Annotated in this window: 17 protein-coding genes; 9 read left to right on the top strand and 8 right to left on the bottom strand. The window is 72.8% G+C overall.

The window, feature by feature from the left end; all coding sequences use genetic code 11:
* Positions 1-68 precede the first annotated feature (68 nt).
* From ABD691_RS27010 to dapC, 6 genes are all read left to right on the top strand, one after another.
* A complete protein-coding gene (locus tag ABD691_RS27010; RefSeq protein ID WP_344684406.1) occupies positions 69-1,817 on the top strand; it encodes an ABC transporter family substrate-binding protein in 1,749 nt (582 codons plus the stop codon).
* A gap of 24 nt (positions 1,818-1,841) precedes the next feature.
* Entirely contained in the window at positions 1,842-2,975 is a 1,134-nt protein-coding gene (locus ABD691_RS27005) for a threonine synthase (RefSeq protein ID WP_344684404.1), read from the top strand.
* 67 nt (positions 2,976-3,042) lie between these two features.
* A complete protein-coding gene (gene mshB / locus ABD691_RS27000) occupies positions 3,043-3,954 on the top strand; it encodes an N-acetyl-1-D-myo-inositol-2-amino-2-deoxy-alpha-D-glucopyranoside deacetylase (RefSeq protein ID WP_344684402.1) in 912 nt (303 codons plus the stop codon).
* Positions 3,951-4,319 carry a hypothetical protein gene (locus tag ABD691_RS26995; RefSeq protein ID WP_344684401.1) on the top strand — a complete coding sequence of 123 codons (369 nt, stop codon included), beginning with the start codon at positions 3,951-3,953 and terminating at the stop codon, positions 4,317-4,319. Before mshB ends, ABD691_RS26995 begins: the two co-directional genes overlap by 4 nt.
* Before the next feature lie 188 nt (positions 4,320-4,507).
* Positions 4,508-4,828: a ferredoxin gene (gene fdxA / locus ABD691_RS26990; RefSeq protein WP_344684399.1), complete on the top strand. Its 321-nt coding sequence runs from the start codon at positions 4,508-4,510 to the stop codon at positions 4,826-4,828.
* Complete coding sequence (gene dapC, locus ABD691_RS26985) at positions 4,825-5,934, top strand: succinyldiaminopimelate transaminase (protein WP_344684397.1); 1,110 nt, start codon at positions 4,825-4,827, stop codon at positions 5,932-5,934. Before fdxA ends, dapC begins: the two co-directional genes overlap by 4 nt.
* 30 nt (positions 5,935-5,964) lie before the next feature.
* Here the strand turns inward: dapC and ABD691_RS26980 are convergent, their stop codons facing one another.
* From ABD691_RS26980 to ABD691_RS26955, 6 genes are all read right to left on the bottom strand, one after another.
* Positions 5,965-6,777: an NAD(P)H-binding protein gene (locus ABD691_RS26980; protein ID WP_344684395.1), complete on the bottom strand. Its 813-nt coding sequence runs from the start codon at positions 6,775-6,777 to the stop codon at positions 5,965-5,967.
* 69 nt (positions 6,778-6,846) lie between these two features.
* Positions 6,847-7,785 carry a CHAD domain-containing protein gene (locus ABD691_RS26975; protein WP_344684393.1) on the bottom strand — a complete coding sequence of 313 codons (939 nt, stop codon included), beginning with the start codon at positions 7,783-7,785 and terminating at the stop codon, positions 6,847-6,849.
* 103 nt (positions 7,786-7,888) lie between these two features.
* Complete coding sequence (dapD, locus tag ABD691_RS26970; RefSeq protein ID WP_344684391.1) at positions 7,889-8,878, bottom strand: 2,3,4,5-tetrahydropyridine-2,6-dicarboxylate N-succinyltransferase; 990 nt, start codon at positions 8,876-8,878, stop codon at positions 7,889-7,891.
* Positions 8,879-8,922: 44 nt separating this feature from the next.
* On the bottom strand, positions 8,923-9,450 hold the full coding sequence (locus ABD691_RS26965; protein WP_344684389.1) for an LppA family lipoprotein: 528 nt from the start codon (positions 9,448-9,450) through the stop codon (positions 8,923-8,925).
* Positions 9,450-11,135, bottom strand: a complete 1,686-nt coding sequence (locus ABD691_RS26960) for an alpha/beta hydrolase (RefSeq protein ID WP_344684388.1) — start codon at positions 11,133-11,135, stop codon at positions 9,450-9,452. Before ABD691_RS26960 ends, ABD691_RS26965 begins: the two co-directional genes overlap by 1 nt.
* Positions 11,135-11,431, bottom strand: coding sequence for a hypothetical protein (locus ABD691_RS26955; RefSeq protein ID WP_344684387.1), 297 nt, complete (start codon positions 11,429-11,431; stop codon positions 11,135-11,137). Before ABD691_RS26955 ends, ABD691_RS26960 begins: the two co-directional genes overlap by 1 nt.
* A gap of 99 nt (positions 11,432-11,530) precedes the next feature.
* Between ABD691_RS26955 and dapE the strand changes: the two genes are divergently transcribed.
* The gene (gene dapE / locus ABD691_RS26950; protein ID WP_344684385.1) at positions 11,531-12,607 is read left to right on the top strand and encodes a succinyl-diaminopimelate desuccinylase; all 1,077 of its coding nucleotides are present in this window, start codon (positions 11,531-11,533) and stop codon (positions 12,605-12,607) included.
* Positions 12,608-12,614: 7 nt separating this feature from the next.
* Here dapE and ABD691_RS26945 read toward each other — a convergent pair whose 3' ends face one another.
* Together ABD691_RS26945 and ABD691_RS26940 are read right to left on the bottom strand one after the other, a co-directional pair.
* Positions 12,615-13,247: an NAD(P)-dependent oxidoreductase gene (locus ABD691_RS26945; RefSeq protein WP_344684383.1), complete on the bottom strand. Its 633-nt coding sequence runs from the start codon at positions 13,245-13,247 to the stop codon at positions 12,615-12,617.
* Between the two features lie 70 nt (positions 13,248-13,317).
* The gene (locus tag ABD691_RS26940) at positions 13,318-14,178 is read right to left on the bottom strand and encodes a slipin family protein (RefSeq protein WP_344684381.1); all 861 of its coding nucleotides are present in this window, start codon (positions 14,176-14,178) and stop codon (positions 13,318-13,320) included.
* Positions 14,179-14,397: 219 nt separating this feature from the next.
* Between ABD691_RS26940 and ABD691_RS26935 the strand changes: the two genes are divergently transcribed.
* The gene (locus tag ABD691_RS26935) at positions 14,398-15,171 is read left to right on the top strand and encodes an LOG family protein (RefSeq protein ID WP_344684379.1); all 774 of its coding nucleotides are present in this window, start codon (positions 14,398-14,400) and stop codon (positions 15,169-15,171) included.
* A complete protein-coding gene (locus ABD691_RS26930) occupies positions 15,168-15,725 on the top strand; it encodes an LOG family protein (protein ID WP_344684378.1) in 558 nt (185 codons plus the stop codon). The genes ABD691_RS26935 and ABD691_RS26930 overlap by 4 nt, the downstream gene beginning before the upstream one ends.
* Positions 15,726-15,760: the final 35 nt, after the last annotated feature.

Genomic DNA, 15,760 nt, shown 5'->3' with positions numbered 1-15,760 from the left:
GGGTACTTCCGCGCGTCCTCCATCGGGAAGCGCGGAGGGGGATCTCGGTGAGGGGAGGTTCGCACGTCGTGTACCAGGGTCGACGCCGACGGCTCACCGGGGCCGGGTTGCTGGTGGCGGTGGTGAGCGTGGTGGCGGCCTGCACGAACGCGCCCCCGCCCCCGCTGGTCGAACCGACCGCGCCCGCACCCGAGACGTCGTCGAGCTCGCAGCAGCCGATGCCGACCGAGGTCGTCGTGGGCGTCGACCGGATGGAAGGCGGGTTCAACCCGCACACCCTCGCCGACCTGTCGCCGACCTCGTCGGCGCTGTCGAGCCTGATGCTCCCGTCCGTCTTCCGCCCGGCGGCGGACGGAACCCTCCAGCTGGACACCACGCTCATGGAGTCCGCCGAGGTGGTGCCGGAGGCGGAGAAGTTCACCGTCCGCTACCGGATCCGCAAGGAGGCCGGCTGGTCCGACGGCGCGCCGATCGCCGCCGAGGACTTCGTCTACCTGTGGGAGCAGCTGCGGTCGCAGCCGGGCGTGGCCGATCCGGCCGGGTACCAGCTGATCGAGAACGTCGCGTCCCGGCAAGCGGGCAAGACCGTCGAGGTCACCTTCGCCAAGCCCTACCCGGGCTGGCAGACGCTGTTCACCAACCTGCTGCCCGCGCACCTGCTGCGGGACGCGCCGCGCGGCTGGTCCACGGCGCTGGACGACGGCTACCCCGCCTCCGGCGGGCCGTTCGCGATCCGCCAGGTCGACCTGGAGCGCGGCGAGATCGTCCTGGAACGCAACGAGCGCTGGTGGGGCACGCCAGCGGCCTCGGACCGGATCGTCTTCCGGGCCAACGACGAGGTCGGCCAGATCAACGCGCTGCGCAGCGGTGACTCGCACCTCGCGGTCTTCGGCGCCGACAGCACCACCATGAACTCCCTGCGCGAGCTGGGCGACCAGGTCCAGCTGCTCACCGTGCCGCACCAGGCGACCATGCAGCTGCTGCTGCGGCCGAACAGCCCGCAGCTGTCCGACCTCCGGGTGCGCAACGCCGTGATGTCGGCCGTGGACCGGGAAGCGCTGATCGAAGCGGGCACCGGCGGTGGTCCGGCCGACCAGCTGCCCGCGCACGCGCAGGTGCTCGCGCCCTCCGAGCGGGGTTACACGCCGACCGAACCGGCGGGCGCCTTCTCCGGCAAGCCGGACCCGGCGCGGGTGGAGCAGTCGCTGCGGGAGGCCGGGTACCAGCGGACCGCCGGGGTCTGGGAGCGGGACGGCCGCCCGCTGAACCTGCTGATCGCCGCGCCGTTCCGGCACGAGCAGTACGTGCGGATCGCCGAGGCGCTGGCGCAGCAGCTGCGCGAGCAGGGCATCGGGGCGACCGTGACCACGCCGACCGGCGACCAGCTGTTCGGCGAGACGCTGCCGGCCAACCCGCTGGCCGAGGACCCGGCCGAGGTCACCTCGGTCGACATGGCGATCGCGCCGCGGCCCGCGGGCGGCGATCCGGCCGCGATGATGGCGTCCTCCTTCGGCTGCCCGGGCGTCTCGCCCGACGGCGAGCAGCCGTTCCCGCAGAACCCGGCCGGGTTCTGCGACGAGCTGCTCCAGCCGACGATCGAGGCCGCGCTCACCGGCCGCATGCCCTTCCCGGACGCCTCCGCCCGCGTCGAGGCGGCGGTGTGGGACCAGGCGGTGGCGCTGCCGCTCTACCAGCAGGCGCAGGTGCTTGCGCTGCGCCGGGACGTCACCGGCGTGCAGCCGGGACACGGTTTCGCCGGGCCGTTCTCGACCGCGGCCCAGTGGCTGGGAACACCTGCCAAGAATGACGGCTGGTAATAGCCGCGGGAGGAACTGACGTTGTTGCGAGGACTGCGTTGCGTCCGGTGCGGGACCTCGGCCGAGCCGCGCCACGACACCCTGGGGTGCTCGCGGTGCCGCGCGCAGGGCGTGCCTTCGGCGCTGGTCGCCGATCTCGACCTCACCGGTGTCGACGGCCCGGCGCTCTGGGACGAGTGGTCGCGCCGCCGTCCCGGGCTGTGGTCGCACCGGGAGCTGCTGCCGGTGGAGGCCGGCAAGGCGGTGACGCTCGCCGAGGGCGGGACGCCGTTGTTCGAGGCCGCGGGCGTCCTGGTCAAGGACGAGCGGCGCAATCCGACCGGGAGCTTCAAGGACCGGTTCTTCAGCACGGCGGTGTCCTGGGCGCGCCAGCACGGCGCGGCGACGGTCGCGGTGGCCTCCAGCGGGAACGCCGGGGTGTCGGCCGCCGCCTACGCCGCGGCGGCCGGGCTGGAGTCGGTGGTGGTGACCACCGAGGAGATGGACGCCACCGCGCGCGGGCTGGTCCGGCGCTTCGGTGGTGAGCTGCGCTTCGGCTCCGACGCCGAGCAGCGGTGGGCGATCCTGCGCGAGAACTCCGACGAGTGGGCAGTGCTGACCAACACCTCGGCGGTCCCGGTCAGCAGCCTGTGGGTCGGCATCGAGGGGTACAAGACGATCGCTTACGAGATCGTGCGCGACCTCGGCGACGTCCCGGAGGTCGTGGCCGCGCCGGTGTCGCGCGGTGACGGGTTCATGGGGATGTGGCTGGGTTTCCAGGAGCTGCTGGCGCTGGGCGTGGTGTCCCGGACGCCGCGGATGGTCGCCGTCGAGCGGTACCCGTCGCTGACCCGCGCGCTGCGCGAGGACGCCGACCTGCCGCCGGTCGTCGACGATCCCGGGCCGGTCGAGGCGACCTCGATCAGCAACCCGCAGGCGACCGCGATGTCGTTGCGGGTGATCCGGGAGTCCGGCGGTACCGCTGTGGCCTGCACCGACGCGGACCTGCACCGGGCGGCCGAGCGGTTCGGCCGCGCGGGCGTGGGGGTCGAGCTGAGCTCGGCGGCCGGCCTGGTCGCCGCCGACGCGCTCCGCCGGGACTCGCGGCTGTCGCCGGCGGACCGGGTCGTCGCGGTCGTGACCGCGCACGCGGCCAACCAGCCAGGGACGCTGTCCTGAACCGGACTTCGGGGCCAATCCCGCTACCTTTCGCTCACATGATCACCCGGACGATTAGGCTGGAGCGGTGACGCTGACGGCCCCACCGCGGTTGCTGCTGGTACACGCGCACCCCGATGACGAAACCCTGTGGACCGGCGGGACGATCGCCCGCTACGCCGCGCGCGGCGTGCAGGTGGTCCTGGTGACCTGCACCCTCGGTGAGGAGGGCGAGGTCATCCCGGACAGCCTTCGCGGCCTGGCCGCCGACCAGGCCGACCAGCTCGGCGGCTACCGGGTCGGCGAGCTCCGCTCGGCCTGCACCGCGCTGCGGGTCGCCGACCACCGGTTCCTCGGCGGCGTCGGCCGCTGGCGGGATTCCGGGATGCTCTGGGAGGAACCGGGCAAGGCGGGCGCGCTGGCCGAAGCGCACCCGCGCGCCTTCGCGACCGGCGACCGGCAGGCGCAGACCGAGGCTCTGGAGGCGGTGCTGCGGGAGGTCCGGCCGCAGGTCGTCGTGACCTACGCCGCCGACGGCGGTTACGGGCACCCGGACCACATCCGCGCCCACGAGGTGACCATGGCGGCCACCGCGAACTCGCCGGACGTGCTGCGGGTCTTCCACGCCGTTCCCTCGCGCGGGGTGACCGGGGAGGGCCTGGCGGCGCTGGCCGAGGCCGAGGGCATGCCGTTCGACCTGCCGGAGCCGCACGAGCTGCCCGGGGTGGCCGACGAGTCGATCAGCACCGTGATCGACATCGGCGAGCACCTGCCCGCCAAGATCAGCGCGCTGCGCGCGCACGGCACGCAGGTCAAGGTCTGGCTCGACCGGTGGGACAACGGCGCCGGGGTGGCCGCGTACGCGCTGTCGAACGGCGTCGCGCAGCCCGTGGTGCAGACCGAGCACTACGTGCTGGCCGCGGGCGACCCGCAGGGGTGCGCGACCGATCTGTTCGGCGGGCTGGGGGTCAGCGGTACCGAGCCGGTGGGCAACCGTTGACGGGTGCCGACCGGACGCTGTTCGCCCTCCTGCTGGTCGACGCCGTGCTGCTGGCGGTGGTCGAGCTGCTCTACCTGCCGCTTTGGGTGGGTCAGGTGCAGTTCCCGATCACGGCGGCGGTGGCCGCGGTGACCACCCCGCTGCTGGTGTCGGCGGCGGGCAGGCTCTCGCCGCGCAGGCGGGTGGCGGCGGCGCCGTTCGCGCTGTGGTTCCTGACGGTGTTCGTCTTCGGGCTGTTCGGTCCGGGCGGGGACATCGTGCTCGTCGGGGACTGGCGGGCGCTGCTGTTCATCGGTGCGGGCTCGCTGCCGAGCGCGTTGATGCTGGGCATCGTGACGGGCCGGAACGCGGCCCGCGGCGGCTGACTGTGGCGAAGAGCACTCCGCGGTGGATCGCTGCCCTCCGACCAGCATCGGCGCGTTTCGCGTGGCAGACGTCCGGTGCCAAGCCTTGGGACCTGTTCCCGCTCAGGAGACCTCGGGGGATACTGTCATCAGCCGCGTCAGGAGATTCCTTTCGCGGGTAGGACAACGCTTCAAGCAGGAGAGCAACCGTGACCTACGTGATCGCCGAGCCCTGCGTCGACGTGCTCGACAAGGCATGCATCGAGGAGTGCCCTGTCGACTGCATCTACGAGGGCGGGCGGATGCTCTACATCCACCCCGATGAGTGCGTCGACTGCGGTGCCTGCGAGCCGGTGTGCCCGGTGGAGGCCATCTACTACGAGGACGACGTGCCGGACGAGTGGGCCGCCTACACCAAGGCGAACGTGGACTTCTTCGACGAGCTCGGCTCGCCCGGTGGCGCGGCGAAGGTGGGCAAGAAGGACTTCGACGTGGAGCCCGTCACGAGCCTGCCTCCGCAGGGCGAATGACCGGCCCGGCCATCGGCCGCCGGGGACCGGCGCTGCCTGATTTCCCGTGGGACTCACTCGCCGGCCAGAAGGAGCGCGCGCAGCAGCATCCCGGGGGGATCGTCAACCTGTCCGTCGGCACCCCGGTCGACCCGGTCCCGGACCGGCTCCAGCGGGCGCTGGCGTCCGCGGGTGACCAGCCGGGCTACCCGGCCACCCACGGCACGCCCGAGCTGCGGGCCGCCGCGGTCGCGGCGCTGGAACGCCGGTACGGCGTGGCCGGGGTGGCGCCGGAGGCGGTGCTGCCGACGATCGGCTCGAAGGAACTCGTCGCCTGGCTGCCGACGCTGCTCGGCGTCGGCCCCGGCGACGTGGTGGCGATTCCGGACCTGGCGTACCCGACCTACGAGGTCGGCGCGACACTGGCCGGGGCGACGGTGGTGCGGCTGGGGCCGGACGACCTGCCGCCGCCCGGAACCGCCCTGGTCTGGCTGAACTCGCCGTCGAACCCGACCGGTCGCGTGCTCGGCGCGGACCGGCTGCGCGCGCTGGTGCGCGCGTCCCGCGAGGTCGGCGCGGTCGTGGCTTCCGACGAGTGCTACCTGGCGCTGGGCTGGGACGCCGAGCCGGTCTCGGTGCTGCACCCGTCGGTGACCGAGGACTTCACCGGGGTGCTCGCGGTGCACTCGCTGTCGAAGTCGTCGAACCTGGCCGGATACCGGGCCGGGTACGTCACCGGTGACCCGGTGCTGGTCAAGCGGCTGCTGGAGCTGCGCAAGCACGCGGGGATGATCGTCGCGCGGCCGGTGCAGGAAGCGGTGACCGCCGCGCTGGGCGACGACGAGCACGTGCGCGCGCAGCGGGATCTCTACGCCGCCCGGCGCGCCGTCCTGCGGCCCGCGCTGGAGCGGGCGGGCTTCGCGATCGAGCACTCGGAAGCGGGCCTGTACCTGTGGGCCACGCGTGGCGCGACCGCCGCCGAGACGGTGGACTGGCTCGCCGAGCGCGGGATCCTGGTCGCTCCCGGCACCTTCTACGGTCCGGCGGGCTCGCACCACGTGCGGGTCGCGCTCACCGCGACCGACGAGCGGGTGGCCGCCGCGGCCGAGCGGCTCGCCGAGAGCTGACGCGGGCCCGGCCGGGCCGGGCCCGCGACCTCACCCCCAGACGCCGGTCGCCGCGGTGCGCTCGACGTAGGACTCGAAGCTGCGGGGCTCGCGGCCGAGCACCTGCCGGACCCCGTCGGTGACCGCGGCGATGTGCCCGTCGCGCAGCACGCCCATGATCATGTCGAGGAACTGGGCGGCTTCGGCCGGAACACCGCGCGCCACCTGCCCCGCCACGTACTCCTCGGACGACTGCGAGACGAACCGGATGGTCCTGCCGGTGGCCTTCGCGACCAGGTCGACGGCCTCGCCGAAGTCCAGCGCGCGCGGCCCGGACAGCTCGTAGACCCGCCCGGCGTGCCCGTCCTCGGTGAGCACGGCAGCGGCCACGTCGGCGACGTCCTCGAGGTCGACGAACGGATCCCGCTCGTCCTTGATCGGCAGCGCGAGCTCGCCCTCCTGGAGCGGCGCGAGCCAGAGATCCTCATCAAAATTCTGGGCGAAGTTGTTCGCCCGCAGGATGGTCCACTCGACGCCGGAGGCGCGGACCGCTTCCTCCGCCGCGTGCATGCCGGGCACCTTGTAGATGTCCACGCCGCGGCCGGAGAGCGCGACGAACCGGGTGACCCCGGCCGCCACCGCCTGCTGCACGAAGTCGTCCACGGCGACGGGTTCGTCCGGCACCACCAGGTAGACCGCGGTGGTTCCGGAGAGCGCGCCGGACCAGGTGGAGCGGTCGGTCCAGTCGAAGCGGACCTCGCTCGACCTCGACGCGGCCTTGACCGAGTGCCCCGCGGCCTGCAACCGGGGGACGATGCGGCGGCCGGTCTTGCCCGACGCGGCCAGTACGAGAATCGATGTCATGGCGCTCAGTCAACCGGCCCCGGCCCGGACGATCTATGGGTAATCGACTCCAATCCCATGTCCGTTCGTCTAGATGCCGTCGGCCGCTGACTCCAGCTCCTCCCACGCGGCGCGCCACTGCGCCCGGCGCTCCAGCCTGCGGGCCTCCTCCCGTTCGACGAGCCGCCCGGCCACGAAGGCCACCCCGGCGTCGACGTCGTCGGCGAGACCGGCGAGCAGTTCGCGCACGCGCTGTTGGGCCACGCAGGCGTCCTGGTGCTCGCCGAGCACGTCCTGGAACCGCTTGGCCGCCTTGAGCAGGTTCTTGAGCCCCAGCGCGGTTTCGGCCAGTTCGGCGGTGTAGCGCAGCCGCTTGCCCTCGATGCGCAGCGCGTGCAGTTCCGCGTCCGCGGGCTCGTCTTCGAGCTGCCGCACCGACTTCGCCAGCCTGCGGTACTGCTTGCGGACCAGTTGCCGCAGCTCCCCGGAGCCGTCCACAGCGGACCTCGGGAGTTCGTCGCGGACGGCGGTGGCCAGCGCGCGCACCAGCTCCAGGTAGCGGTCGCTGTCCAGCGCCGCCAGCATCTCGTACCGGGCTTGCCCGTGCTCGACCTCCAGGCCCGAGATCAGCCGGGCCGCCGCCGCGCTCTCGTCGGCGTCGAAGGTCGCGGCCTCCTCCCGCAGGCGTTCGAGCAGGACGTCGAGGTCGCGGACCGGTCCGAGCGCGCGGCCGAGCCAGCCCAGCTCCGCGCGCAGCGGCTCCGACCAGGCGGAGTCCAGGAAGCGGCGGCCGGACTTGAGCATCGCTCGCATCCGCCGCACCGACACCCGCATCTGGTGCAGTTCCTCGGGGTCCTCGCCGAGCCGGGTGCCGGGGTCGTGGGAGACCAGCGCGCGCAGCCGGGAGTCGAGCCCGGCGCGAATCTGCTCGGAGATCGGCGCGTCGGCGCCCACCTCGATCGGTTCGGCGCCGACCAGATCGGCGATATCCCGGTTGTGCCACTCGCGTGCGCCGATCGTCGAAGCCATTCCCGATTATAAAAATGCCGGGGCGCATCTCCGCCTGGTTCTTCCGGGCGGAGATGCACCCCGGCGGTGGTTCCGCTTCGCTGCGTTCGCAGCCCTGAGTGCCTCAGTCGTTGGCGTGCAGTGCCGCGTTCAGCTCGACCTTGCCGCCGGTGCGGGTCGCGACCTCGACCGCGCCGGTGCTGGAGTTGCGGCGGAACAGCAGGCCGGTGGAGCCGGACAGTTCGCGGGCCTTGGTGATGGTGCCGTCCGGCAGCGTGACCTTGGTGCCCGCCGTGACGTAGAGGCCGGCCTCGACCACGCAGTCGTCGCCCAGCGAGATGCCGACGCCGCCGTTGGCGCCGATCAGGCAGCGCTCGCCGACCGAGATGACCTCCTTGCCGCCACCGGACAGCGTGCCCATGATCGAGGCACCGCCGCCGAGGTCGGAGCCGTCGCCCATCACCACGCCCGCCGAGATGCGGCCCTCGACCATCGACGCGCCCAGCGTGCCCGCGTTGAAGTTGACGAAGCCCTCGTGCATGACCGTGGTGCCGCTGGCCAGGTGCGCGCCCAGCCGGACCCGGTCCGCGTCGCCGATGCGGACCCCGGACGGGACGACGTAGTCGACCATGCGCGGGAACTTGTCGATGCTGTAGACGGTGACCGGCCCGCGCGCACGCAGCCGCAGCCGGGTCGCCTCGAAGCCCTCCACCGGGCAGGGGCCGTGGTTGGTCCACACGACGTTGGACAGCACGCCGAACATGCCGTCGAGGTTCTGGCCGTGCGGGTGCACCAGCCGGTGCGACAGCAGGTGCAGCCGCAGGTAGATGTCGTGGGCGTCGGCGGGCTCGTCGGCGAGCCGGGCGATCTCGGTGCGGACCGCGACGATCTCGACGCCCCTGGCGTCGTCCCGGCCGAGCAGTGCGGCACCGGCCTCGCCCAGCGACTGCGCGGCCTCCTCGGCGGAGAGCCGGGTGCTGCCGGACCGGCCGGGGTCGCCGAGCTTGACGGTGGGGAACCAGGTGTCGAGCACCGTGCCGTCGTCGGTGACGGTGGCCAGGCCGACGCCGTGGGCGCCGGTGGACTGCGGGTCGGGGGTGTGTGCGCTGCTCATGGGGAAAACGGTAATCGGCGCAGGTGACAGCTGTCCCGCAGGGGTCAGCCGTGCGCGGACCGGAGCAGGTGGCAGCCGGTGCTGACCATCAGCATCGTGTTGCTGGCGGTGCCGAACTGGTAGACCGCGCCGAAGGGGTCCTTGGCGGTGATCTCGTGGTCGCCCGGCCGATCCACGACCGCCTCGGGCGCGCCGAAGCCGTACTCGCCGGTGACCTCGCCGACGATGGCCACCGCCCGCGACCACTCCGCGTCCGGCAGGTTGCCGGGGGACTTCCAGGAGTCGAGCACCCAGCTCTCGGCGTCGTGGACCTCGGGGAGCTCGGTGCAGCCCGCCCGGCTGACCGGTGCCGACACCTCCCAGCCCGCCGCACCGACCTCGGCGGACAACCGGTCCCGCAGCCGTTGCTGCATCTGGTCGTACCGGGCGGAGATCTCCTCGATGCTGGGGCGCTGCCGGAGCGCGGCCCGCGGGTCTTCCATGGGTCCCTCGTCGTTCGGAGCGGATGGGGTGGCGCAGGCGGCCAGGAGCGCGCCGCCCGCGATGAGCGGGAGTGCTTTGCCGAGTCGCATCAGAACAGCCCCGAGATCTTGGACACCGGCCACGAGATCACGTCGCCGAAACCGCGCCCATCGTCGCGCACGGCCCGGTCGGGCAGACCGGCGACCACGGTGCTCATGTTGTACTGGCTGGTGCTGTCCGGGGTGAAGTAGCTGCTGTGGCCGGTGACCTCGGCCAGCTTCCGGCCGCCCACCTCGGAGTCCTTGGCCGACAGGCCGGTCATCCCGTCCAGGTGGCTGGGATCGCCGCCGAAGCGCGCCAGGTCGGCGACCTTGTCGTCCCTGGCCTCGATCCGGTAGGCGTGGCCCTCCGGCAGCCCGAGGTCCTGCACGTCGCCGGTGCCCGCTCCCGGCGAGCCGAACAGGACCGCGTCGTCGACGCCGTGGCCGTCCTGCTGGAGGCCGTAGCCGGTCATCGTCGAGCCGTAGGAGTGGCCGAGCGCGGTCAGGTGCGGGTCGTCCTCGCGGGAGGCGTTGATGCCCTTGTAGAAGTCGCCGAGCTTCTGCCCGCCCTTCTCGGCGGGCTCGGAGCTGGCCACCGACCGGTCCGGGTCGGCGATCTCGCTCCACTGCGGGAACTCGGTGCCGACCCAGGTCACCGCGGCGACCTCGCCGCCCTCGCCGTAGCGGTCGCTCTCGTACTGGGCCTGCCTGCGCAGCTCGTCCATCTGCTTGTCGGCGTTCAGCGAACCGTCGACGGTGGTGTTGAACCCGGGCGTGAACACCGCGACGTGGTCGGCGGTGTCGACGTTTCCGACCGCCACCGCGGCCTTCGCCCGCTCACCGCCGGTGTCGAGCAGCATCAGCTGCCGGTCGCCGCGGTCGAGCATCTTCTGCACCGCGTCCACCGACTTGATCTTGGCCTCGACCCCGGCCAGCTCCTCCTTCTCGTCGTCGGAGACGCCGCCCTGCTCCAGCTCCGCCTTCTTCGCGGTCAGCGCGGCCCGCTCGTCGCCCATGCGGGCGCGGTTGGCCCGGTCGCGGATCTCGGCGGGGATGCCGTCGCGGTTGCCCAGCCAGGCGGGCGGGTTCTGCCGGAGCGCCTCGCGCTGGTCCTCCGGCAGCGACTTCCACCACCTGGCGTTGTCCTCGGGCGAGCCGCCCTCCGGCGGGCGCACCGAGGCGGCCAGCGCCTGGACCTCGGTGGTGTTGGCGGCCGACGCCAGCGAGTCGCCCTTACCGGGCTCGATCCTGTCCTTGTCGGCCGAGTCGAGGACCTCGGCGAGCTCGGCGTCGGTCCGCTTGGCGTCGATCAGGATCTTGCGGACGTCCTCGACGAGCCGGTCCCGGACCTGCAAGCGCTGCTGCCTGACCTGCTCCACCTCGTCCTCGGGGACGTCCTCGGGCGGATGGGCGTCGCGCACGCCGCCCTCCGCGGTGATCTGGAACCCGTGCGCCTCGGCGGTGGACTCGGTCTCGGCGAGCCTGCGGCGGATCGCCTCGACGTCGTCGGAGGCGTTGCCGACGGCGGTCCGCACGGAGGAGACCTCGGCGATCAGCTCCCGCATCGACCTGGTCAGCCCGGCGTGCCGCTTCGCGGCCGGGCCCGCGGCCTCGCCCTCCCAGTCCGGCGGGTTCTTGACGCCGTCGAGCTCGTCCTCCAGCCCGACGAGCTCGTCCCGGCGCTTGCCCAGCGTGCGGAAGATCTCCTCCAGGGCCGCCGGTTCCCACCGGCGCACGTCGGCCAGCGACACCATCAGCGGGCTCCCGTCCGCGCGAGCTGGTCGGCGTTGGACCGGTCGGTGGCGCGGTAGTCGTCGGCGGCGGCCCTGAGCGACGCGCCGTGCCGCTCGGCCTCGCGGCTCCACTTCTCCAGCGCGTCCGCCCAGCTCCGCGAGACCCGGGCGGCGGTGTCCTCGGTGGCCCCGCCGGGCATCGCCCGGCCGATGTCGGCGGCGGGCCGCTCCAGATCCACCCGCCCGGCCTGGCTCCCGGCCGCTTCGGCCTTGGCCCCGGCCCCGTCCAGCGCATCGGGGTTCGCTCGGTACCCCACGCCCACCTCCCGAGTTCGGCGATCGTTCGTGGGACGCCGGAGCGTCCGAACCGGTTCCACCCGGGGCCGCGGCGGTCGCGCGCGGGTAGCCTGCCCGGCGTGACCGCCGAGCTGAACCTCACCGCAGACCCCGTCGAACTGACCGCCGCGCTGGTCGACATCCCCAGCGTCTCCGGCACCGAGAAGGCCATCGCCGACGCGGTGGAGCAGGCGCTGCGGCAGCAGGCCCCGCACCTGGAGGTGGTGCGCAACGGCGACGCGGTGCTGGCGCGGACGAACCTCGGGCGGGGTTCGCGGGTCGTGCTGGCGGGGCACCTGGACACGGTGCCGATCAACGAGAACGTGCCCTCGCACCGCACCGGTTCCGGCGCCGACGAGATCCTGCACGGCTGCGGCACCACCGACATGAAGGGCGGCGACGCGGTGATGCTCAACGTCGCCGCCGGTCTCGCCGAACCGCGCCACGACCTGACCTTCGTCTTCTACGACTGCGAGGAGATCGAGGCCGAGCGCAACGGGCTCCGGCGCATCGAGCGGGAGCTGCCGGAGTGGCTGGCCGGTGATCTCGCGGTGGTCTGCGAGCCGTCGAACGCCTCGATCGAGGCGGGCTGCCAGGGCACGCTGCGGGTCGAGGTCCGCACCACCGGCAAGCGGGCGCACACCGCCCGCGCGTGGATGGGGGACAACGCCATCCACGCCGTGCACCCGATCCTGCGGCGGCTGGTCGACTACGTGCCGCGCGAGCCCGAGATCGACGGCCTGCGCTACCACGAGGGACTGCAGGCGGTCCGGATCAGCGGCGGGGTCGCGGGCAACGTCGTGCCCGACGAATGCGTGGTCACGGTGAACCACCGGTTCGCACCGGACCGCTCGCCGGCCGAGGCCGAGGCGCACGTGCGCGAGGTCTTCGACGGCTTCGACGTCACCCTGGTCGACAGCGCGCAGGGCGCGCTGCCGGGCCTGAACCAGCCCGCGGCGGCGGAGCTGGTCGCGGCCTCCGGCGGGGAGCCGGTCGCCAAGCTGGGGTGGACCGACGTGGCCAGGTTCGCCGCGCTCGGCATGCCCGCGGTCAACTTCGGCCCCGGCTCACCGACGGTGGCGCACACCAGGGAGGAGCACGTGCGCACCGCCGAGATCCGGCACTGCGCCGACGTCCTGCGCCGCTTCCTCGGCTGACGAGCGGTCAGCTCGCGACGCCGACGGCGTGGCCGACGGTGTCCTCCCGGCCGATCAGGTCGAGCATCGCCCTGGCCACGTCGGCCCGCGGGATCGAGCCGCCAACCGGTCCGGCGTCGACCGCGGACCGGTAGGTGCCGCGGCCGGGCTGGTCGAGCAGCCTGGGCGGCCGGACCGAGGTCCAGTCCAGCCCGCTTTCCCGCAGGACCCGCTCCATGGCCTCCAGGTCGGTGTAGACCTCCCGCAGGACCGCCCAGAGCACCGGCGAGAGCAGCCGCGCGAACGCGGGCTGCCCGGTGCCCGACCGGTTCAGCGGCCCGGCGCTGACCACCAGGATCCGCCGCACGCCGGTCGCCGACATCGCCTCCACCGCGGCCCTGGCCGAGCTGGACGCGGGCTTGAGCGGGTCGCGCCGCCCGGCGGCGCCGATCCCGGACAGCACGGCGTCGGCACCGGCCACCGCCTGCTCCAGCGAGCCGGCGTCGAGCGGGTCGACGCGCAGCACGGTCAGGTTGTCGTCGCGGACGGGCAGGCGGTCGGGATTCCGGACGGCGGCGGTCACCTCGTGGCCGTCCCGCAGCGCGTGCGCGACCAGGTGCTTGCCGACGCCACCGGTCGCGCCCAGGATCGTGAGCCGCATGGTCTCCCCGATGTTCGAAGAAGGTTCGCATCTCCGAACATACAGTTCGTATCTCCGAACTTACAGGGGATCAGTCCGCGGGGGTGGTGGTCCAGCTCGGCACCGGCTCCTCGTCGCGCGGCGCGGGCAGCTTCTCCTCCTGCCCCTCCTTCGGAACGGCCTGCGCCGGTACGCCGTCACCGGGCTTGAGGTGGTCGACGAACTGGAGCAGCTCGACCGGGAACGGCAGCACCAGCGTCGAGTTCTTCTCCGCCGCCACCTCGACGACGGTCTCCAGCAGCCGCAGCTGCAACGCGGCGGGCTTGTCGGCCATCACGCTCGCGGCGTCGGCGAGCTTGCGGGACGCCTGGAACTCGCCGTCGGCGGCGATGATGCGCGACCGCCGCTCGCGTTCGGCCTCGGCCTGCCGCGCGATCGAGCGCTTCATCGACTCCGGCAGCGAGACGTCCTTGATCTCCACCCGGTCGATGTGCACGCCCCAGCCCAGCGCCGGGTTGTCGATCATCAGCTCCAGGCCCTGGTTGAGCCGCTCCCGGTTGGACAGCAGGTCGTCGAGGTCGCTCTTGCCGATGATCGAGCGCAGCGAGGTCTGGGCGACCTGTCCGACCGCGAACAGGTAGTCCTCGACGTTGACGATGGCGCGGGCGGCGTCCTCGACCTTGAAGTAGACGACGGCGTCGACCCGGACGGTCACGTTGTCCCTGGTGATGCCCTCCTGGGCGGGCACGGGCATGGTGACGATCTGCAGGTTGACCTTCCGCATCCGGTCGACCACCGGAACGATCGCGGTCAGCCCGGGGCCGCGGGTCTTCTCCTGCAGGCGGCCGAAGCGGAACACCACGCCCCGCTCGTACTGCTTGACGACCTTCACGGCCGAACCGGCGTAGAGGAGGACGAGCGCGAGGACTCCGAGCAGAATTTCGATACCCATGACAGGCTCCCGGGCTCGATGGCGTCGTGCCCGGCGATCCGCCCCGATCGCCCCGTCGCCTCGCGGGGTGCCCCGCCGGCGGTCGCCGGCCCCACTCGGTCTTGTCCTCGTATCGTACGCCTTGAACAGGCGTTTCGTTCCCGCCGCGAGAGCTGTCCGGCACGCCTCCGACACTGCCGCCTCACCCGCGGTTCGCCGCGAATGCCTACTCTCGATCGCATGACGACACAGGGACCCAACGGTGCGGACAGGCCGCACGAGAAGCAACGCGGACCGGTGGTGCTGCGCCGGTCGCGGGTCGCCGAGCCGACCACCACCGACCAGCGCCTGCTGGACTCGCGCGGCCCGTCCGACTGGGTGCACACCGACCCGTGGCGGGTGCTGCGGATCCAGGCGGAGTTCGTGGAGGGCTTCGGCGCGCTGGCCGAGGTGCCGCGCGCGGTGACCGTGTTCGGGTCCGCGCGGACCCCGCGCGACCACCCCGAGTACGCGGCGGGCGTCGAGCTCGGCGCGGCGCTGGCGGCGATCGGCTGCGCGGTGATCACCGGCGGCGGGCCGGGCACGATGGAGGCGGTCAACCGGGGCGCCTCGGAGGCGGGCGGGCTCTCGATCGGCCTCGGCATCGAGCTGCCCTTCGAGCAGGGGCTGAACCCGTGGGTCGACCTCGGGGTCAACTTCCGCTACTTCTTCGCCCGCAAGACGATGTTCATCAAGTACGCCCAGGCGTTCATCTGCCTGCCCGGCGGCTTCGGCACGATGGACGAGCTGTTCGAGTCGCTGACCCTGGTGCAGACCAAGAAGGTGACCAAGTTCCCGGTCGTGCTGTTCGGCCGGTCGTACTGGCAGGGTCTTTACGATTGGGTCCGCGACACCATGCACGCCACCGGCAAGATCGGCGACAAGGACATGGCGCTGCTGCACCTGACCGATGACATCGACGACGCGGTGAGCATCGTCGAGGAGGCGTACCAGGCTTGGGAGGCCACGCATTGACCAGCTCCAAATCCACAGTGGACGTCTCGGTCTGCGTGTACTGCGCCTCCCGCCCGGTGCCGCAGCACTACCTGGCCCTGGCCGCCGAGGTCGGCACCGGCATCGCCAAGCGCGGCTGGTCGCTGGTCTCCGGCGGCGGCCGGGTGTCCATGATGGGTGAGGTGACCCGCGCGGCCCGGGCAGGCGGCGCGCGCACCGTCGGGGTCATGCCGCGGGCGCTGGTCGAGCGCGAGGTCGCCGACACCGAGTCCGACGAGCTGCTGGTCGTCGACACCATGCGCGAGCGCAAGGGGCTGATGGACGCGCACGCGAGCGCGTTCCTCGCGCTGCCCGGCGGGATCGGCACCTGCGAGGAGCTGTTCGAGGTGTGGACCGCCCGCTACATCGGCATGCACGTCAAGCCGGTCGTGCTGCTCGACCCGGACGGCCACTACGACGGGCTGCTCGCCTGGCTGCGCGGCATGGTCGACAGCGGCTTCGCCTCCCAGCACTCGCTGGACGCGCTGACCGTGGTCACCGATGTGGAGGCCGCGCTCGACGCCTGCGCCCCCTAGCCCACCGGGCGGACTGGGGAGGACCCGCGCCGCGG

Origin of the sequence: Saccharopolyspora taberi, from assembly GCF_039534165.1 — a bacterium.
In the GTDB taxonomy this organism is placed as follows: domain Bacteria; phylum Actinomycetota; class Actinomycetes; order Mycobacteriales; family Pseudonocardiaceae; genus Saccharopolyspora_D; species Saccharopolyspora_D taberi.
Note: the sequence above shows the minus strand (reverse complement) of the source record. Positions and strands in the feature narration are given on the sequence as shown.